The sequence below is a fragment of the Clostridioides sp. ZZV14-6154 genome, from assembly GCF_020657785.1.
GTDB lineage: Bacteria > Bacillota > Clostridia > Peptostreptococcales > Peptostreptococcaceae > Clostridioides.
On the sequence record NZ_JAGWCY010000005.1, the window covers coordinates 75,007 to 94,255 of the forward strand.

A 19,249-nucleotide genomic window follows, 5' to 3' on the forward strand; every position below is an offset into this window, starting at 1 on the left:
TTTATCCCTACTTTCCTATTTCCAGTGCTTTTGCTATCATAGACTTCTGAGCATTTAATGTATCTATATTAGACTCATATGCTCGTGAAGCAGTTATTAAGTCTGTCATCTCAACTAATATATTTACGTTTGGATATTCTACATATCCATTTGGCTTTGCATCTGGGTGAGATGGGTCGTATACTTCTTTAAGAGGTGATTTGTCATCTTCAACAGATGTGACTTTTACTCCTAACATACCTAATTTATTATCATAATTTTCTTCAAATGATACAATTTTTCTTCTATATGCTTCTCCATTTGGACCTCTTGTAGCATTTATATTAGCTACATTTGATGATATGATATCCATTTTTAAACTTTCTGCTGTTAATCCACTAGCAGAGATTCTCATCCCACTGAACACACTCATCTTCTAATTACCTCCCACTTATTATTGATTTTGTCATTGCTATTTTGCCATTTGCAAAACCTATCAAAGCATTATATTGTAATGTTGTCATTGCTTGATTTACTTTTTCTTCTTCTATATCCACATTATTGCCATCCACTCTTAAACCTTTAGAATTGTCTGTTTTTTCTTCTATTTTAGGCATGGCATCATTTAATGTTTCTTCAAAAGTTACATAGTGTTTCTTATAGCCTTCAGTATTTATATTTGCTATATTATTTGCTATTGCCTGACTTCTTAAATTAGTTGCATCTAATCCCATTTTTATAATGTCATATGTATTCATACTCACTCCTCCTCAAAATATATTTATCTACTATATTTAGTGATTAAAATTGAAGTTACTATATTACAAAAAATGACTTCTTTACCCATCTAAATTTATTACATTTCTATTATATTTAATATAACGATTTATTTTTTAGTAAGAAAACAAATCTTTTTTTAATTAACCTCAATGAAAATAAAAAAAAATTTTAATATGTATTTAAATATTTCTTCGTAAAGTTGCTCTTTTTTGTAAAATAGCGACTTTTCTAGATAGTCTATCTTTATTTTTACTTATAGTTGGTAAAATATGTTATCATTTGTATTTTCTACTGTAATAAAGTGAACTTTAGCAACAAAATGACTGCCAAAAAGGCAGTCATTTTCGACTAATTCTGCGTATACAGTATACTTAGTATTCTTTTTGGCAACTGGCTGACATAGTTCGTATATACAAACCTTAGCCCCTATAGCTTTGCGTCACTAGATTTATCTAGTTTTGCCTATTTAGTTTTAATTTAAGTATACAATAAATAACAATTTTTTTAAATATTTTTTTTATGTATACTTAAATATTTTATTTTAAAAACTTAGTTATTATTAATTATACAGATTATAAATACTATATTCTACAATTTTATAATAAATTGTCTGAAAATATTTTTATTTTAGAAAAATATAAGACAAATCTCATCTTCATTCTATATTTTTCCATATATTTCAATTTTATTTATGTAATCTATCAGTATCTAAAAATATCAATTAACGAATCTTAAATAAACTATACATAAAAAATTTATTTATGGTATTATTACAATTAATTTAATATTCATTTATAATTTTAATTACATAACTAACTTCTTCATCTTTCATGCCGACAAATAAAGGTATACTAACAACTTTATTTGAATAATTTTCAGCTATATTAAAACTACCCTTTTTATATCCCAAATAAGCATATGCTTCAGATAGATGAGGCGGTATAGGATAATGTATTATAGACTCTATACCATTTTTCTTTAAGTATTCCATAAATGTCTCTCGTTTTTCAACTTGTAAAACAAATAAATGCCATACATGTGTACAGTTCTTTTCTATTTTTGGAAGTATAACTTTTGAATTGTTAATTTCATTAAGATATCTATGTACGATTTTTGACTTTTCATTTTCAATTTCATTAATATATTTAAGTTTTACTCTTAACAAACCTGCCTGAATTTCATCCAATCTTGAATTATATCCAACAAATTTATTATGATATCTCTTTTCCGAACCATAATTTCTAAGCACTTTCACTTTATCAGCTATTTCTTTATTACTCGTTACTATAGCACCTGCATCTCCAAATGCACCTAAATTTTTACTTGGATAAAAGCTAAAACATCCTACGTCTCCAAATGTCCCTGTCATTTTTCCATCATATTTAGCTCCATGAGATTGAGCACAATCTTCAATTAAATACAAATTATATTTTTTACATAATTCTTGTATCTCTTTCATTTTACTTGCCTGACCATATAAATGTACTACTAATATAGCTTTTGTCTTACTGTTTATCTTTTTTTCTATCTTAGATGAATCTATATTATAATACTCATTTGGTTCTACAAATACTGGATTTGCTCCATTTATACTAATTCCCATAACACTAGCAATATATGTATTTGATTGCACTATTACTTCATCGCCTTTACCTATCCCTAATGCTCTAAATGCAATTATCAGTGAATCTAAACCACTAGCTAAACCTACACAATATTTGCTACCTACATATCTAGCAAATTCTTCTTCAAAGTACTTTACTTCATTTCCAAGGATATAATATCCACTTTCCATTACATCCATAACCTTTTTTTCATATTCTTCTTTATGGATTTTAAATTGTTCTAATAAATTATTAAACTTAACTAACATAAAGTTACATCCTTACCTATCTATTATCTATGTAGCTATGCTAAATTTATTTAATTAAGAAAATATCTGTCTGCATAGTAACTAGATAATATCTATATATTTTAAAAACTCTTCATAATCTCTGATATACTCATCTTCATTATAATGTTCAGAAGCTATTGAAATTAAAACAGTTTTCTCATCAAAATCAAACATTTCACGCCATACCCCAGGTCCTATATACAGTCCCACATCATTTTTGTTTAGAACAATGGTTGTATCTCTAACACCATCATAACATTTTATCTTAACACTTCCATTTAGGCAAACTAACACTTGCTCTAAAGTTTTATGAGCATGAAAACCTCTCTTTACACCATGTGGTACCCCATATATGTAATACACTCTCTTTATATCAAAAGGTATAACCTTATTTGATTCTAATGCAATTAAACTTCCTACGTCCTCACTTCCAATAGATTCAAACTTAATTAAATTGTACTTTTCCATAAATCTCCCTACCCTGTTTATAATAACTTTTTAATAAGATATTACTTCATATTTTAATTTACAATAAATTCTTGTTAATAAAAAAATATACTACATCCAATATTTTTCCTTTGGTTCTTTTAAGTCTATATCCTCACAATTCAGAGTTTCACATAGTTCATAGATTTTACTTGCAAATAATATATCATGTATTGATAAACCTATATTGTAAGATACTATTCTTTCATCATCATTTTCTCTTCCTTGTGATTGTTTACTTAAAACATCATGAAACTCACATGAATACTTGTATTTATCTATATTTTCTAGATGTTTCAAATGATTATAATCATCTAAATATACTTTATCAAATAAATAATCTACATTTCCAAAACCCATAACATGTACAGGTAATAGTAATGCACCTTTTTTAAACCATTCAAATTCTGAAAGATATTCATCTGTATATGTAACAGTTGAAATTACCACATCTGAATCTACAATAAGTTCTTTATGTGTATCACATATATTAAAACTAAACTGGTCATTATCCTTATATTTTTGTACAAACAACTCTGCCTGGTCTTTATATCTAAACAACTTTATATTTATATTCCTATTTTTAAGGGTATATAAAAGCATATTCATTATAGAAGAAGCAGTTACTCCTAGCCCCATAATAGCAATAGTATTAAAGTCTTTTTTAGCAAAAGTATCAATCGCTAAAGCAACCACAGCAGCAGTTCTAAAGGCTGTAATATAATTACCATCTAAAATGGCTTTTAGTTTAGCATTGTTCATATCATATAGAAATATATCTGAATTTAAACTTGGATTTCTTCCTGGCAATCTTGTAACCATTTTTATTCCACCAATCATATGATTATGATTTAAAGATGGCATTACATTGTAAAATACATGCCCTTGTTCTACCATACTTATTTTTGGTGGTAATTGACAATCTTTTTTTGTCAGAAATGATTCTTTTATCCACTCATATCCTTGCCTTTGAGAGATATTTAATGACATAATTTGCTCATGAGTTATTAACTTCATACATACCATGCTCCCTTATTTAAAAATTTTCTATCATATTCTCATTATTCTCATCAAGTATTTCTATCATTTCATGAATATATTTTTTCTTTATATTGGCATCAAATATATTATTTGCTATTCCATAAATCCTTCCACAATCTTGCCTCTCGTCTTCATATAACTCTATTGTATCTCCCTCTTTTACAAGCAACAAAATTTGAGTTACATAATCTAAGTTTTCTATTTTATCTATATTATTTATCTTCTTTATTGTTCCAGGTCTTATGTATATTGGTAATGCGTATACACACTTTGATAAATGCATATTATATTTTTTTATTTCATTAAAATCGATGTCATTATTCACACTAAAATTTGCAAATAGCCTTCCTATATCTAGATCTGTTATATGTGAAATTGCCAAATAATCACATCCTCCAGGTAATCTTGGCATAACTTCAGACACCTTTATTCCATCTGCACCCACTAGCATCTGAACATAAAATGGTCCATTCTTTATATTAAAAGCCTCTGTTATCTTTTGATATATCGACTTTATTTCTTCTTCATACTGAAAACAATACTTTGATGGATATAGTAATCTGTCTGGTTTTCCAGCTCTCCCTACATGTATATTTACAAGCTCTCTATCTCCGATATAAAATACATGTGACTCTCCATTGTAAACCCAAGCTAGTCCTTGTATTTCCTCACTTTCATAAAATTCCTCAATTATTACTTGTCCATTTTGTGAGATTTCCCTAGAATATTCAAATTTTTCTATTAACTCCTCCACATTTGATACAAAATATACACCTCTTGAACCATAACCATCAACAGGTTTTATTACAAGCGGAAAATTTAACCCTTGTATTTTTTCTAAATCTTTTAAACTTTCAAGAATACAATAATCAGTTGTAGGTATTCCATTGTTTTTAAAATATTTTTTCATAACAGCCTTATTAGTTACAGACTCAAGTTGATTGCAAGAAATCACACATGGTAAATTTAATTCATTTGCAATATAAACATATGGTTTCATTAAAGAATCTGTAAATCCAGTCAAAATTCCATCTATCTTTTTATCTATGGCTATATTTTTTATTTTATCAAAATCAAATACATCAACATCTATTGCTTCATCACAAACTTCTTTTGCAGGAGTATCAATTCTATTATCACAAACAATTGTGTATATTCCTTCTTTTTTAGCTGACATAACAATATTCTCAAAATACTTAATTGAGCCTAAAATCATTAATCTTTTCATATACAAACCTTCTTTATAAGTTAATTATTTTTCTGTAAAAGTTAAAATACTATAGATTTACTACAATCAAGAAATTCTATAAAGTATAAGTATTACTTATTTATATTTTTATAATATGTCCTATTGCAAACAGCACTTGAACCAAAACCTTCTTTAAATATAGCCAAACCTTCATCTAAATATTTTCCTCTATTTAGAGTACTAATTCCAAATGAAAAATATTTAAAGTTTCTATCTGAGGCATTTTTAATCAGATTATAGTTTAAAAATATCATTGGATAATATTTATTATATGCTGAATTTGATGCTAAGTATTGAGTATGGTAAACTCTTCCTTGAAAGTTAAATACCATACTACCACAAATCATAATATCACCAATATATACTGCATAAAATTCTACAATGTCTTTTAATCTATTATTTTTAAAGTCCAATAGTTCTTCTATTGAATGTATCAATTTAGCCCCTTTTCTATCTAAACAGTTAGATAATAATTCAAAAAAAGAGATTACATCTTTATCATCATACACTCTCTTAAAAATAAGATTGTTCTTTAAAGAATATTTAAAATCTCTTCTTTTACTATAACTAAAGTTACTTAATATATCTTCTTTATACTTATTTAGTTCTAAAAACATACTTAATTCATCATAAAACATATAACCATTCTTAAATAGAAAATACTCTAACAATGAAGCATCCTCTTTCCAAAATATTCTCGATGCATTTTTTAGAAATACTTTATTAAAATTTTCTTCTTGTAAATATAATTCTACTGTACTTGTAATAGCTTTTACATGCTTTATATCATTGAAATCATGACCTATTAAAATACCACCAAAGGTGCTACCTAAATGAGAAAAAAATATTTTTTCATCATTTTCATAAACTTCACATGCAGGTACAACTGCTATTATCTCTTTACCTTTATATATCATTAGTGAATGGTCAGAAAATTTGTCTTCTTTATGATAATTAATGAAATTTCGAGTTTGAAGGAATGTCCCATTTATAGATTTATTTTCTACAAAATAATCCCAATCCTCCTGAAAAAAATTTTCAAATTGTTTGATACAGATATTGTACATTTTATCACCTATAACTCTTTTTATTTTCTACTATATGACCATATAAGGCTACAAATAATTGATAGTTTTCAATTTCATCATTTTTATGTAAATTATACTTAACCTTATGATAATTAGCTTCATTATATATTTTGTCTATATAACTTTTTATTTCAACACAGTGTTTATCTATAACAAAATGTTTTATTTCTGATTGTTTTTCTTTTAGCTCATTCCTATCAAATTCATTAGTGTTATATCTTTTTATCATATCTATAACCTCTTTGATATTATTATAATCAAACTTATCTATAAAATCCCACATATTTGTAAAAATTGGTGAAACTTCGTTTTTGAATTTAACAGGAATTAAATCATATAAAATTGCATCTAATTTTGAAATATGACTTCCTACCATAAAAGATTCTAGATATATATCTGAGATTTTATAAAAATCATCTATCTCTTCCATAGTTCCAAAGCATAAAACTCTATCATTTGTAACACTATTTAATGTTTTCCAATAGATATTATTTGTATCAACTCCTACAACAATAATAATCGTGTCATCCGTATTTTCGATTATCATTTTAGCAATTTTAAAATAATTAATATCATTTACACTATTATACTTTCTTTCACTAGCAATAGTTAAAATTATTGTTACATCATCATCCAAATCATACTGCTTTCTAATTTCAGATTTTGAAAACAATTCTTTTTCTTTTAGTGGAATTGGTAATATTTCAGACTTCTCTATACCTCTTTTATTCAATGTAACTAATTGACTAACTTCACTAAAATCAATAACAACATCCGCAATACTTGCACCTAGCCAAAAAGCACTATCATAATGGTTAACATATAAAATAGGTATTTTCCCATCAATTCCAAAAGCTAGAACAGGTATTGTGTCCCACATATGAATATATAAAATAACTATATCAGCCCAATCGTAAGCTATTGTTCTTAAAGCTACAGCCCTTTCTAAATAGTCATCTGAAATTGAATCCAAAGATATAATTTCACCACCACTATCATTTACTGATTTTAATAACCAATCTGGCAATGTCTTTGATTGCCATGTAGTTACAATTGAATGAACAGAATCTTTATCACTATTGATCCAATTTTTAACTACTTTTGTATGACCACCTGTTGAGTATACTTCACTTAAAACATGTAATACTCTCTTTCTTTTGAAATCTTTTTTCTTAAATAATTTTATATTATTTACTTTTGGTAAATTATTGGCACATTCTAATAATGCCTTTTCACATTTTTCACAGGAATACAAACCAGTGTGATTAAAAACAGAAAAACGAGCAACTTTAGAAACAATGTCTAAAACAGTTCTATAATTCTTTAGTTTTAATTCTCTCTCAAGTTCATCTTTCATACAATCCACTACATACTTATTACTCTTAAGTATGTTACTTGCTTTATTCTTATCAAATTCATAAAAATTTTCTCTATGTAAATCAAGTTCTATGTACTCTTTTACAAATTTTATCCTATATTCATCATAGCCATTACTTATATTTGCTATCCCAGAATCATGCATACACCAAGGTTTATCTTGCTTTGGTATAATAACTTTATAGTTATTTTGATTGAATTCCATACTTTGTGACAAATCATAAAAATGCCATCCATCAAATTTATCTTCTCGCCATAATATATCATACTGAGTAATCATAATTAATCCATCTATAGCCATGACTGTATCAAAATCTCCTTCAAAGCTATTAAATTCATAAATATCCATTCTACCTGTATGACTATCATATACTTTTCCCACTTTATTATCAGAATCCCACCAAACTCCACTTACAGGTATGTCTTTCACTCCAGCTACACCAATCATTCCTACATCAATATTTTTATTAAATATATCTAAAATATCATATATAAAGTTTTTATTAATTATAAATGTATCTTGATGTAAATATACCTTATATTTAGCATCTACTTCTCTCATAGCTTTATTATAAGCAGATGCAATTGAATTAGCTCCTCTCAAAGCAATTGTTTCTATACTAAAATCTTTTGGAATATCTAGACTATTTATATATACAAGGCATTCCTCATAAAGTCTTTCATCATTTACACAGGTTATAAAACATATCTTTTCATTATTCATATTTCTTTCTTCCTTCAATAAAATAAAGTATATCTTGTATATCACTTTCACTCTGTACTTTCTCACTACTATTCTTAATTAAGTCATAAGCAATTTCAAATTCTTTTAAATCACACAATACAGTAGTTATATTGTATATTGTGTCAATATTATCTCTATCTATATTTAAAGCCATCATAAACATACTTATACTAAAATCACCCAGACCTCTATTAAATGCCTCAGCACCCAATCTATTTAGTATAGTTGTCTTATTTATTGAAAACATATCAACTAAATATTCAATATCATCAATAAAACATTGTTCAGTTATATTATAATTATCAAATATATAACTTAAATTATCATCCACATCTAACTCATTATCAATTCTCATTAAAGCATATTTTAAATTAACCATACTAACGCTAGAATATCTTCTAGTATCTACACAATTAGAAGCTTTTACTATATATTGATAACACTCATATTGTTCTCTCATATTTTCATGGCTTTCTTTACACATTGTATCGATGAATCTATTGTCATCCTCTGAAATCCTCATTCTAGTAGCACAAACACTATCTATTGTGTAATTACTATCATTAAACATTCTTATTATCTCATTTAATGTAAAAAATCTTAAGTGAGTCCTATCCAAAATTCCTGAATCAGTATATGTAAAATTACCTTGTACAATGTTTCTTAAAACGGATACATGCATAATATTTGGTATACTTGATATCAAATAACCATCCTTCTTTAGATATCTCTTTAGGTCATTGACTATCTTCCATGGATTAACTAAATGTTCAAGTACATCTCCCAATATTATATAATCGAAGAAATTTTTATTATAATCTAATTGTACTTTTTCTATATCTGCTATCAGTACCTCTCCAGTATTTTTTGCTAATTTACCTGCTGACTCACTTATTTCTATTCCATATATGGATGAATTTTTATATATATTTTTTATTTCTAAAAGAGTAGCTCCTACACCACAACCTATTTCTAAAACATTAATATTTTTCTCTACATTACAATCTATTTCAGAAATTAAGTCAGTTCGTATCATTCCACTGTATTCTGGATTAAAGCCCCATTTAGTCTCAAATTTTCTTCTATTAATATCCATTATATCTGTGTATTTATTACGATTTTCTTTAAAAGATACACTTCCAAAATGGTGTATAAAAGTATCCTGGCATAATAATAATTTGTATCCTTCTTCTAACATTCTAAAAGATAAATCATCATCTTCAAAATTTCCAGGTGTAAATAGCTCATCTAAAACACCTACATTATCTACTACAGATTTCTTTATTAACATACAAAAACCAACTAATTTAACTCTATATTTCCATGAATTGATGTTAGATTTATTTATTTCTTGAGCAAATATAAACATATCCTCAATTGATTTGTAATCCACATCAATTTGTTGATAATATGAGCATGCATTTGTTATTGGACCCACAGCTCCTATATTATCTTGTGACCATAAAGCTTTGTTCAAATTATAAAGCCAATTAGGAGTAACTATTACATCATTATTTAATAATAATATGTTTTCACCCTTAGCTAACTCAATACCTTGGTTGCACCCTTTTGGAAACCCTAAGTTTTTATTATTATATACAGATTTTATATCCGATTGTTCCTTTAGCCAATCCACTGTTCCATCAGAAGAGTTATTGTCAATTATTATTATTTCATATTTATTCTTTGGGGTAAATTTTCTAATACTTTCAATACATAATTTGGTATATTCTATTTGATTATATGTCAATATTATTATGCTTGTAAATTTTATATCTTCATTTGCACATGTATATTGCCAATCTTTTATTGTATTTTTAGATTTTTCATTAACTGTTATTGGTATGCTCATTCTCTAAGTCTCCTATTTTTAAATTTTTTAGGTATTCTATATTATATATGGTATCTTCATTTTCTACATCTAATGATAACGCCTTTTTTAACATAAAATCAGCTTTCTCAAGTTTATTTTCAAGCATATATAAAATCCCTTTTATATTTAAAATTTTGACATCATCTACAAATGTTTTTGAATAGTCTTCTACCAATAATTTCGCATCATTTATTTTGCCATTTTCAATCATATTTTCTATACTAATAATAAAGCTATCTTTTAATTCTTTAAATTCTTGACTTTCTTTTATATTTTCTTCTAATTCATTTATAAGTATTTTTATTATTTTGTTATAAAAAGGATATTCATTTAGTAATTTACTCATATTATTTATATATTCTAATTTTTCATTAGCATCATTTATTTTATTCTTAGTATCAAGTAGATTCTTAAATTCTATAGTAAATTTATCTAAATCATTACACACAAACTTTATTAATTCAAAATCACTTAGATTACTATATATGTATTTTATGTATTTATAAGAGTACATTATATAAAGATAAAAAATATCCTTATACTTTTCATCACTTAAACTAGTATTTTCTAAAACTACTTTCGATATAACTTTATATACTCTTATCTTTTCTATTTCTGATGTGTTTGGACGACTAATTATGTACTTATATAATTCTAAATTAAAACTTCTTTCCAATGCTAAAAGATATTTTAGATATTTCTCTATCCAAACATATTCCATATCATAAAAAATATCTAGTAAATCAATTTTTTCTTCAAAAGCTATTTTTATAATACATGCATAAATTATTTCTTTCTCTTCATTTAGTATTTCTTTGCATGTATCTACAGATACATGTTTATTTGTTCTTATCTGATTTAAAAGTCCATAATTACCTTCAATATCACAAAAGCTTTTATATACAGCCTCTTTTTCATCATCTTTTATATTATTTATAAATTCTTCTATGTTTCTATAAAAACTATTTCTTTCAACTTTAGAATTTGAAATTTCCTTATAATAGTTTTTTATATCTTCAAATCTATTCAATTTATATAAGGACATAAATAAGCTAAAATACACATTCTTCTTTTTTTCTATATCTTCAATATTATTGTATTCTGAAACTAGAGACTCATATTTTTCAAGTTTATAATAGACCTTTATCAGTGTGATAACAGCTTCATCTCTAAGCCCTACAGTATCAGTATCAGAAAATAAACTATTTGCTTGTGTACTTATTTCATAATTATCTAATAAATAAAGATATCTTTTATACGAATCTATACTATTCTCATATTTACCTAAATCCACTTGTGCTTGTGCAATATAATAATATATATCAATATTATTCATGTCTTTTTTAATATACTTTAAACATAATTTTTCACACTTCTTATGTTTTCCTAAATATAAATATGTTTTTACAAGGCTTGTTATCAAGTAACCAGGTGCCGATTCTAGTTTAGAGTATAATTCATAAGACTTCTCAAGATAATCTAAAGCCTCTTGATATTTTCCTAATATAATAAAATTTTTTCCTAATTGATAATTTATATATGGAGAGCTCTCATTCTCTTTTAACTCTTCAAATAATAATTTTTCGTTTCTTTTTACTTTGTTTAACCTTATTTCTTCATCTTCAAACAAATATCCATAATGTTCAAAGTCCGCAACATTATTAAATATAGGATTTTTGTACATTGGTTGTTCATGCACTTTACCATGGTATTTAAAATCAACATTTTTAAAAAGTCTCAGTACTGAACAATATCCATATGATTTTTTATCATATGAGTAAAGATTTTTTAATTGTATAGAGGCAGAGTTAAATTTTTTATCAAGTCCATCTTTAAAAAATCTTACAATAGTTGAAGAATCAATTAATATTTCATCTGCATCTAATATAAGCAACCATTCACCCTTGGCATAGGATATTGATATGTTTCTCATACTAGAAAAATCATTATTCCAATTATGAAAATATACATTCTCTGTGTATTTTCTAGATATTTTTATAGTATCATCTGTAGAACCTGTATCAATTATTATAAGTTCACTATCTATAGAATCTCTTAATTTGGTTAATGATTTTAAAGTTTTTTCAAGTATCTTTTCTTCATTTTTGACAATCATAACTATACTAAGTAACATATATATTTTCCTTTCAAAGCTATATTTTCTAAAAAAGAAAAGAGTAAAGCAAAGCCCTACTCTTCTTCTCTATCCAATATACAAAATTATTTTATCCTAATAATTGTAAAACTCCTTGTGGCTGTTGATTAGCTTGAGCAAGCATTGATTGTGATGCTTGAACTAATATATTCATTTTAGATAAGTTAACCATCTCTGAAGCAACATCTGTATCTCTTATTCTTGATTCAGCTGCTGTAACATTTTCTACAGTATTATTTAAGTTGTTTTGAGTTGATTCTAGTCTGTTTTGTTGTGCCCCTAATTTTGCTCTTGATGTATTTAGATCTTTAAGAGCTACATCTAAGCTAGATACCATTTGTTTAGCTGCATCTGTTCCAGAAGCTCCATCCACATTCATACTTGCTATTGTAGAACTTGTTATTCCAGCTTTGCTCATTATACTTGCAGTATTTACTAATGCAACTTTTATTTCATTGTTGTTATTAGTTGTACCTGAAACGTTTGTTCCATAATTAGCTCCAACTTGTAATCTTATCTCTGTTGAACTTCCATCAAGTAACTTCTTACCATTAAACTCTATTGCACTTGATATTCTTTCAACTTCGTCTTTTAATTGTGATAACTCATCTGCTATCTTTTGTCTTTCTTCAACAGTATTAGTTTCATTTGAAGATTGTAATGATAAAGTTCTCATTCTTTGTAATATGTTTCCAGTTTCTTCTAATGCACCCTCTGCTGTTTGTACAACAGATATACCATCTTGAACGTTTCTTCCTGCTTGGTCTAGACCTTTTATTTGAGCTCTCATTTTCTCAGATATTGCAAGTCCTGCAGCATCATCAGCAGCTCTCTTTATTCTAACTCCAGAAGATAACTTCTCCATAGATTTACTTTGTGCACTTACGTTTCTTCCCATTTGATTGTTTGCTATTAAAGCACTTACATTTGTATTAACTCTCATTATTTTACCCTCCTTAGTATAGTTGACATCCTTGTCATTTCTACTTTTAACTTTTTATATTAATTCTTCATTTATATAATCGGACAAGTTAACCTATAACTTTATACTTTTTTATTAAAAATATTTACTTTTTCTCTATTTAAGCTATAATACATTGTGTTTACTTGCTTAGTAAGCTTGTACTCATGTAACTCTTTTTTTACTTCTGACAATTGTTCTTGTAAAGAGTTTCTTATTCTATCATCAATTGCAATTAATTCCATATCATTATAAAGTTGTATGAAATCATTTTTATCCACTTCACTTATACTGTTTATAATATTGTGTCTATCATTTAATCTATTACTTATATTTTTATACTCCTCTTTTTCAATCAATTTTATAATCTGTAAAGATATATCTTTATATAAATTTATTTTTTCTTCTAATTTATCCATAACTAATTACCTTGTGCTTGTGAGAAATAGTTCATTTGAGAATTATATTGATTTAATAAAGACTCCAAAGCTGAATATTTAGCATAAAGTCTTTTCTCTTTATCATTCATTTTGTCAACTAGTCTATTTATATTTCTTTCCTGTTCTGCAATTTGTTTTGAATATACATTTTCACTAGCAGAAGCAGTTTTCTCTATACCTGCTTTTTTAGTCAATTTAGAAACTGAACTTCCAGTATAATCATATACAATATCTTTCAGCCTTTCAAACATTCCTTTATCATCATAATTTGAAGAATAACCCGCTAGTGTCTTGTATACTTTATCACTATCATCTATAAGAGCCTTTGAAAAAGCATCTGCATCAAATGATATTTGACCTTTTTTGTTGTAATTTTCACTTTCATTGATTCCTAGTTTTCTTAAAGTAGTAATATTTTTTCCATCTCCAAAAAATGCAGACCTAATATCTTCAACAAAAGCTCTTAACTCATCATCATTTCTAAGTATACCTTCTTTAGCTTTCTTTTCCCATTTTTCTATTTCTTCAGTTGTCATATCTTCTTTTTGGTCATCTGTAAGAGGCGGATAATCTTTTGGTTTTTTGGTAGTAACTAAACTATAGACCTTGTCCATCAATTTATTATAATCATCCACAAATGCCTTCATATTTTTAGTGGCTTCTTCAGTATCAGTAACAGAAGTCAGCTTTGCAGTTCCTTTTGAATTTACATTATAGTCAATATTATCTATATTAAATGAATTCTGTTCTTTACTTATATGTGTTACTCTTCCATGTTCATCAGTTACATCAGCTTCTAGATTTTTTCCATATACACTTGCCACTTTATTCCCACCAGCATCAGTTGCAAATGTGATACCATTATCATTAGCTATTTGCTGAGCTAAATTGTCATTTCCACTTACTTTTAAATCAATGTTTGATGACGAACCAGTCTGTTTTCTTGAAATAATCAGTTCACCTGTCATCTCACTATAAGAAGCCTTTATATCATTATCTGCACAAAGTGAGTTTATCTTACTTACAATAGTACTTGTAGTATCTTGTTCAGATATTGGTATATTTACGTCTCCTATAGTTAAAGAACTAGCTCCATTAGCATTTGGTGGAAACTGTTGAACAAGAGGAGTACTTGCGTTTAATTTAATAGTCACTTTTGCTGGTTCAGCCATTTGAGAAACTGCAAATTGGTAATTTATTTTATTTGCACCAGCTGAGCCTTTTGCTACTATAATACTTTCATCAGAACTATTTATTCTTGTAGCAGAATATGAGTTTTTATTTATTATACTGTTAGGAGAATCTATATTTAGATACTTAGCATAAAGATCTCTTGATTCTTGTATAACATTTCTATATATTTCTTGTTTCCATTTAACGATTTGTTGAGCCTGTTTTGCTTTATCAACTTTTTCCTTATCTCTAATCATACTAGCTTCTATTATACCTTCCATATCAAAATTTCCTGAAAGGCCTGTAACTCTTATAGGACTTATACTTGACATATATTTATCCCCCCATCCATAATTATACTTCTAATTTACTATAAACTTCATGCCATGTATCTCTAATCTGTTCTACTATTGGCAATATGTCATCAATTATTTTAATATCTTTATTTACATCAGCTCTTATTAATTCAGCTTTTATAAATTCATAAACCTTATACATATCCTTTGCCCATTGTCCTACATTTTGGTCTAATGTAGTCATTAATTCTGTAAATATATTTTGAACTCTCACAAGTTCACTATGTGCTTTCAAATAATCCTTATTTAAAAGTGCTACTCTTGATATATTAGTATATTCTACTGTAGCATCTACAAGCATTAATAGTAGTTCTTCTTTTGATAACTCATTTAGTTTATCTAAATTTAAATCCATTATTTATACCTACTTCTTTCTTCTTTACTTTTTTTATCAGCTTCATGCCATGTATCTTTAATTTGCTCTATTACAGGTAACACATTATCTATTATCTGAATGTCTTTTCTAATATTGGCTCTTGAAAGTTCATATCTTACAAAATCATAAACTTTGTACATATCTTTTGCCCATTGTCCTGCATTTTGGTCCAATGTAACCATTAATTCTGTAAATATATCCTGTACTCTTATAAGCTCTCTATGTGCTCTTTGTGTATTTTTATCTACAATAGCTCTTCTGGCTATTTTTGTATATTTTACTGCCCCATCAACAAGCATAAGCAACAATTGTTCTTTTGATGCCATAAAAACAGCATTTTGCTTATAAGAACTATAAGGGTTTTCTCCATACATATATTACTTCCTCCAAGAATTTTATTTTAATGATTTTAAAATTTTTATATTTTTATTTGTAGCCTTTATATTTTCACTCTTTACTTTCTCATATATTTCTTTTCTTAGTATATTTATATTGTTAGGAGCTGATATGGCTAGTTTGACATTATTTCCATCTACTCCTACAACTTTGACTTCTATGTTCTCTCCTATAAGTACTGCTTCATCTTTTTTCCTTGAAATGACTAGCATCCACCATCACCTCTCAGTAATGGATGCCTTATTGAATATTTCTCATCCTGTAAAATTATTTGCATTCCAAAATTATTTCTTACATTTATTACTATAGGAGCTTTCATGTTCACAGTTGATTCTTCAAGCGTCTGTCCAAGAGTGATTATGTTCAATAACATAATATCATTTGGAGATTTCACTTCTAGTTTTTCAATTGTATCCTGATTTAAGACTATCTCATATTCTTTAATAATTTCAAATGGTGATACAACAATAAATCCTATACAATCTTCCTCAGTAGAATTAAACTCTTTTAAAATATCATTATTTTCTATATCTAAAAGTTCATATTCTCTTAGATTTTCAAATCCTAGTATACCTTTTTTCAATGTAACTTTCATCATATATGCGTTATTTTACTATATGTAATCTAATATAGATACATTAAATAACTTTCCTCCTGTTTGTAGAGAAGCTTGATAAGTTAATTCTGCTGCCTTTAATTGAACAAGCTTTTCTCCATAATCTATCTCTTCATTTTGCGATAAAATATCCTTCAATTGTATCAAACTATCATCATTTTTTTCCTTCATAGCCTCTACTGTATTTGCTTTTGTACCATATATAGACCTAACATTTACTGTATTTTCTATTAGTTGTTCCATGTCACCTAAACAAGTTGTTGTCAGCTCTTTTATAGCATCAGCATCTGGATTTGCTAATTTTTTTGATATATTATTTAACTCTTTAAAGGGGTCAGCCTGTGTTGGGTCAAATCCAAGACTACTCAATTTAACATTATAATCTACACTTATTCCTTGAGCTATATCCATACTCAAAGAGTCATTTAATTTATTAAGATTTAGACTAGAATTAAACTTTAAACTCACTGAACCATCAGCATTATCTATACATTCAACAGGAGGTACACCTGTATTTGAACCTGAAAATATGTATTTTCCTTCATGTGTTGCATTTAAAGCATTTGCAATTTCTTTCATTTTTTCATTAGTTGAGTTGCTAAGAGTCTTTAGTTCATCCTCTGAATATGCACCATCACCACTTGCTACTAAATTTTTCTTTATATCTGACAACAACTTTCCAAGCTGATCTAATGAAGTATCAGTAGTCTCTAACCAACTTGCTGTATCTTTACAATTCTCAACATAAGTCTCCATAGTTTTTATTTCACTTTTTGAGTTCAATATTTTTATTGCTTTATATGGATTATCGGATAGTTTGTTTATTTCTTTTGTTGTATTAACTTGTCTATTAACCTTATCTAATCTTTGTAGATTATCTTGTAGCGAGTTTAGATAACTGCTAGACATCATACCTGTACTAACTCTCATTATAAATTCCCCCTTCTATTAAATTATTCCATTTATTACAACATCCAACAGTTGCACAGCTGTTGACATAACTTTTGCACTAGCTTGATAGGAACGTTGTACTTTTATAAGCTCTGTCATTTCTTCATCCAAAGATACACCAGAAACACTCATTCGTGAGCTATCAATATTATTTATAATTTTACGTTGATTCACTTCATCTTGATTCACCTTTTTAGAATCTAAACCTACTACTTCTGCAAAAGCTTTATAGTGGTCACTTATTGTACTTACTTTTCCACCAACTGCCCCAATATCTATTTTTTCATCTTTTAGCTTAGCAATCTTTGAAGCCTCATCAGCAGTAAGCTTTAATTCATTTGGGTTACTCTTTATAGCTGGATTTACCTTTATGATATCTTCACCAGCTACATTTGACGTTATAAAAAAATCTGTTACTGTTATTCCAGCAGATGTATTATAAACATCATTTATTTGTTTAGCTAATCCATCAGATACGTCTTTTAAATCGCTTTTATATGTATCAATCTTACCATGCATTTCAAACAAGCCTTGTAAGGTTCCTGATACACCTGTTTTCCAAGTTCCATCTGCATTTTTTAATTCATTAAGTTCTAATTTTCCATCTGCAAGCATACTTTTAACATCACCATTTTCAAGGTCTAATTTAAAACTTAAGTCATCTGATATTCTATCTCTTTCATCAAGCAAATCATTTGGAGTAGAGCCAGAACCAGATATAACATCAATAGATTTATTCAAATCTTCAAGACTTTTTAACATGTCATTTATCTGTTTTATCTCAGAGTCTATATTATCATCTATATCTCCTTTTAACTTATCAAGTTTCTTATAACTCTCACTTATTAAAGTTGCTAGATTTGATGCATTTTCTACCACCAGACTTTTTTTACTATCACTATTGATATCTTTTGCTAATGATTCCCATCCTTTAAAAAAGTCGTCTATACCTGCAGATATACCATAATCTGATGGTTCATTTATTATAGTTTCTATAGTATTATAATAGTCATACTTTGAAACTGTATTACCATATTTATGAGCTTCTGCTCTAAATTGGTAATCATAAAAACTATTTCTAGCTCTTGTTACATTTGTTACATGCACACCTGTACCTAATTGACCTCTTCCAATTGCATTGTTCAAACTAGGCATATACATTGGACTATTTGTTGCAAATTCTGTCCTTTGCCTAGAATAACCTTCTGTATCTAGATTACTTATATTATGAGAAATTGTCTGTATTGCTTTTTGATGCGCATTCATTCCTGAATTAGCTGTATTTAAAATGGAAAATAATCCTGCCATATTTC

19 protein-coding genes and 1 riboswitch are annotated in these 19,249 nt (G+C 27.2%); all 19 genes read right to left on the reverse strand.

All coding sequences use genetic code 11. The features are described 5' to 3' along the window. Positions 1–7: 7 nt before the first annotated feature. The 19 genes from flgC to flgK all read right to left on the reverse strand — a co-directional run bounded on the left by flgC (position 8) and on the right by flgK (position 19,244). The gene (gene flgC, locus KGF45_RS12195; protein ID WP_227839298.1) at positions 8–412 is read right to left on the reverse strand and encodes a flagellar basal body rod protein FlgC; all 405 of its coding nucleotides are present in this window, start codon (positions 410–412) and stop codon (positions 8–10) included. 7 nt (positions 413–419) lie between these two features. Then, entirely contained in the window at positions 420–737 is a 318-nt protein-coding gene (flgB, locus tag KGF45_RS12200; RefSeq protein WP_227434666.1) for a flagellar basal body rod protein FlgB, read from the reverse strand. Between the two features lie 404 nt (positions 738–1,141). Further along, positions 1,142–1,232: riboswitch (cyclic di-GMP riboswitch) on the reverse strand. Positions 1,233–1,540: 308 nt separating this feature from the next. Further along, positions 1,541–2,632, reverse strand: coding sequence for a DegT/DnrJ/EryC1/StrS family aminotransferase (locus tag KGF45_RS12205; protein WP_227839299.1), 1,092 nt, complete (start codon positions 2,630–2,632; stop codon positions 1,541–1,543). Positions 2,633–2,713: 81 nt separating this feature from the next. After that, on the reverse strand, positions 2,714–3,121 hold the full coding sequence (locus tag KGF45_RS12210; RefSeq protein ID WP_227839300.1) for a sugar 3,4-ketoisomerase: 408 nt from the start codon (positions 3,119–3,121) through the stop codon (positions 2,714–2,716). 90 nt (positions 3,122–3,211) lie between these two features. After that, positions 3,212–4,156 (reverse strand): ornithine cyclodeaminase, encoded by a 945-nt coding sequence (locus tag KGF45_RS12215; protein WP_227842635.1) that lies wholly within the window; start codon positions 4,154–4,156, stop codon positions 3,212–3,214. A 19-nt stretch (positions 4,157–4,175) separates the two neighbouring features. Next, on the reverse strand, positions 4,176–5,408 hold the full coding sequence (locus KGF45_RS12220; RefSeq protein ID WP_227842636.1) for an ATP-grasp domain-containing protein: 1,233 nt from the start codon (positions 5,406–5,408) through the stop codon (positions 4,176–4,178). Between the two features lie 92 nt (positions 5,409–5,500). Continuing rightward, complete coding sequence (locus KGF45_RS12225; RefSeq protein ID WP_227839303.1) at positions 5,501–6,496, reverse strand: peptidoglycan bridge formation glycyltransferase FemA/FemB family protein; 996 nt, start codon at positions 6,494–6,496, stop codon at positions 5,501–5,503. A 4-nt stretch (positions 6,497–6,500) separates the two neighbouring features. Further along, the gene (locus KGF45_RS12230) at positions 6,501–8,618 is read right to left on the reverse strand and encodes a glycosyltransferase family protein (RefSeq protein WP_227842637.1); all 2,118 of its coding nucleotides are present in this window, start codon (positions 8,616–8,618) and stop codon (positions 6,501–6,503) included. Then, positions 8,611–10,491 carry a bifunctional glycosyltransferase family 2 protein/class I SAM-dependent methyltransferase gene (locus KGF45_RS12235; protein ID WP_227839305.1) on the reverse strand — a complete coding sequence of 627 codons (1,881 nt, stop codon included), beginning with the start codon at positions 10,489–10,491 and terminating at the stop codon, positions 8,611–8,613. Before KGF45_RS12235 ends, KGF45_RS12230 begins: the two co-directional genes overlap by 8 nt. Continuing rightward, the gene (locus KGF45_RS12240) at positions 10,469–12,646 is read right to left on the reverse strand and encodes a glycosyltransferase (RefSeq protein ID WP_227842638.1); all 2,178 of its coding nucleotides are present in this window, start codon (positions 12,644–12,646) and stop codon (positions 10,469–10,471) included. The genes KGF45_RS12235 and KGF45_RS12240 overlap by 23 nt, the downstream gene beginning before the upstream one ends. A 91-nt stretch (positions 12,647–12,737) precedes the next feature. Beyond that, positions 12,738–13,610 carry a flagellin gene (locus tag KGF45_RS12245; RefSeq protein ID WP_227842639.1) on the reverse strand — a complete coding sequence of 291 codons (873 nt, stop codon included), beginning with the start codon at positions 13,608–13,610 and terminating at the stop codon, positions 12,738–12,740. Between the two features lie 101 nt (positions 13,611–13,711). Continuing rightward, on the reverse strand, positions 13,712–14,047 hold the full coding sequence (locus KGF45_RS12250) for a flagellar protein FliT (protein ID WP_227842640.1): 336 nt from the start codon (positions 14,045–14,047) through the stop codon (positions 13,712–13,714). Positions 14,048–14,049: 2 nt separating this feature from the next. After that, positions 14,050–15,573, reverse strand: coding sequence for a flagellar filament capping protein FliD (gene fliD / locus KGF45_RS12255; RefSeq protein WP_227842641.1), 1,524 nt, complete (start codon positions 15,571–15,573; stop codon positions 14,050–14,052). A gap of 22 nt (positions 15,574–15,595) precedes the next feature. Continuing rightward, positions 15,596–15,952 carry a flagellar export chaperone FliS gene (fliS, locus tag KGF45_RS12260; RefSeq protein WP_227839310.1) on the reverse strand — a complete coding sequence of 119 codons (357 nt, stop codon included), beginning with the start codon at positions 15,950–15,952 and terminating at the stop codon, positions 15,596–15,598. Further along, entirely contained in the window at positions 15,952–16,347 is a 396-nt protein-coding gene (gene fliS / locus KGF45_RS12265) for a flagellar export chaperone FliS (RefSeq protein WP_227839311.1), read from the reverse strand. The genes fliS (KGF45_RS12260) and fliS (KGF45_RS12265) overlap by 1 nt, the downstream gene beginning before the upstream one ends. A gap of 21 nt (positions 16,348–16,368) precedes the next feature. Continuing rightward, positions 16,369–16,581, reverse strand: coding sequence for a carbon storage regulator CsrA (gene csrA, locus KGF45_RS12270; RefSeq protein ID WP_095892764.1), 213 nt, complete (start codon positions 16,579–16,581; stop codon positions 16,369–16,371). After that, positions 16,575–16,967 carry a flagellar assembly protein FliW gene (gene fliW / locus KGF45_RS12275; RefSeq protein ID WP_227839312.1) on the reverse strand — a complete coding sequence of 131 codons (393 nt, stop codon included), beginning with the start codon at positions 16,965–16,967 and terminating at the stop codon, positions 16,575–16,577. Before fliW ends, csrA begins: the two co-directional genes overlap by 7 nt. 15 nt (positions 16,968–16,982) lie before the next feature. Beyond that, positions 16,983–17,915 (reverse strand): flagellar hook-associated protein 3, encoded by a 933-nt coding sequence (locus tag KGF45_RS12280; RefSeq protein ID WP_227839313.1) that lies wholly within the window; start codon positions 17,913–17,915, stop codon positions 16,983–16,985. An 18-nt stretch (positions 17,916–17,933) separates the two neighbouring features. Further along, complete coding sequence (flgK, locus tag KGF45_RS12285) at positions 17,934–19,244, reverse strand: flagellar hook-associated protein FlgK (protein ID WP_227842642.1); 1,311 nt, start codon at positions 19,242–19,244, stop codon at positions 17,934–17,936. Positions 19,245–19,249 lie beyond the last annotated feature (5 nt).

What these genes read in the sequence shown, in the direction of transcription:
- flgK (WP_227842642.1), bottom strand. Translation starts at nt 19,244, where the DNA reads ATGGCAGGATTATTTTCCATTTTAAATACAGCTAATTCAGGAATGAAT.
- KGF45_RS12220 (WP_227842636.1), bottom strand. Translation starts at nt 5,408, where the DNA reads ATGAAAAGATTAATGATTTTAGGCTCAATTAAGTATTTTGAGAATATT.
- KGF45_RS12235 (WP_227839305.1), bottom strand. Translation starts at nt 10,491, where the DNA reads ATGAGCATACCAATAACAGTTAATGAAAAATCTAAAAATACAATAAAA.
- fliS (WP_227839311.1), bottom strand. Translation starts at nt 16,347, where the DNA reads ATGTATGGAGAAAACCCTTATAGTTCTTATAAGCAAAATGCTGTTTTT.
- KGF45_RS12215 (WP_227842635.1), bottom strand. Translation starts at nt 4,156, where the DNA reads ATGAAGTTAATAACTCATGAGCAAATTATGTCATTAAATATCTCTCAA.
- csrA (WP_095892764.1), bottom strand. Translation starts at nt 16,581, where the DNA reads ATGCTAGTCATTTCAAGGAAAAAAGATGAAGCAGTACTTATAGGAGAG.
- KGF45_RS12250 (WP_227842640.1), bottom strand. Translation starts at nt 14,047, where the DNA reads ATGGATAAATTAGAAGAAAAAATAAATTTATATAAAGATATATCTTTA.
- fliS (WP_227839310.1), bottom strand. Translation starts at nt 15,952, where the DNA reads ATGGATTTAAATTTAGATAAACTAAATGAGTTATCAAAAGAAGAACTA.
- KGF45_RS12280 (WP_227839313.1), bottom strand. Translation starts at nt 17,915, where the DNA reads ATGAGAGTTAGTACAGGTATGATGTCTAGCAGTTATCTAAACTCGCTA.
- flgC (WP_227839298.1), bottom strand. Translation starts at nt 412, where the DNA reads ATGAGTGTGTTCAGTGGGATGAGAATCTCTGCTAGTGGATTAACAGCA.
- KGF45_RS12240 (WP_227842638.1), bottom strand. Translation starts at nt 12,646, where the DNA reads ATGTTACTTAGTATAGTTATGATTGTCAAAAATGAAGAAAAGATACTT.
- KGF45_RS12245 (WP_227842639.1), bottom strand. Translation starts at nt 13,610, where the DNA reads ATGAGAGTTAATACAAATGTAAGTGCTTTAATAGCAAACAATCAAATG.
- flgB (WP_227434666.1), bottom strand. Translation starts at nt 737, where the DNA reads ATGAATACATATGACATTATAAAAATGGGATTAGATGCAACTAATTTA.
- KGF45_RS12225 (WP_227839303.1), bottom strand. Translation starts at nt 6,496, where the DNA reads ATGTACAATATCTGTATCAAACAATTTGAAAATTTTTTTCAGGAGGAT.
- fliW (WP_227839312.1), bottom strand. Translation starts at nt 16,967, where the DNA reads ATGATGAAAGTTACATTGAAAAAAGGTATACTAGGATTTGAAAATCTA.
- KGF45_RS12230 (WP_227842637.1), bottom strand. Translation starts at nt 8,618, where the DNA reads ATGAATAATGAAAAGATATGTTTTATAACCTGTGTAAATGATGAAAGA.
- KGF45_RS12205 (WP_227839299.1), bottom strand. Translation starts at nt 2,632, where the DNA reads ATGTTAGTTAAGTTTAATAATTTATTAGAACAATTTAAAATCCATAAA.
- KGF45_RS12210 (WP_227839300.1), bottom strand. Translation starts at nt 3,121, where the DNA reads ATGGAAAAGTACAATTTAATTAAGTTTGAATCTATTGGAAGTGAGGAC.
- fliD (WP_227842641.1), bottom strand. Translation starts at nt 15,573, where the DNA reads ATGTCAAGTATAAGTCCTATAAGAGTTACAGGCCTTTCAGGAAATTTT.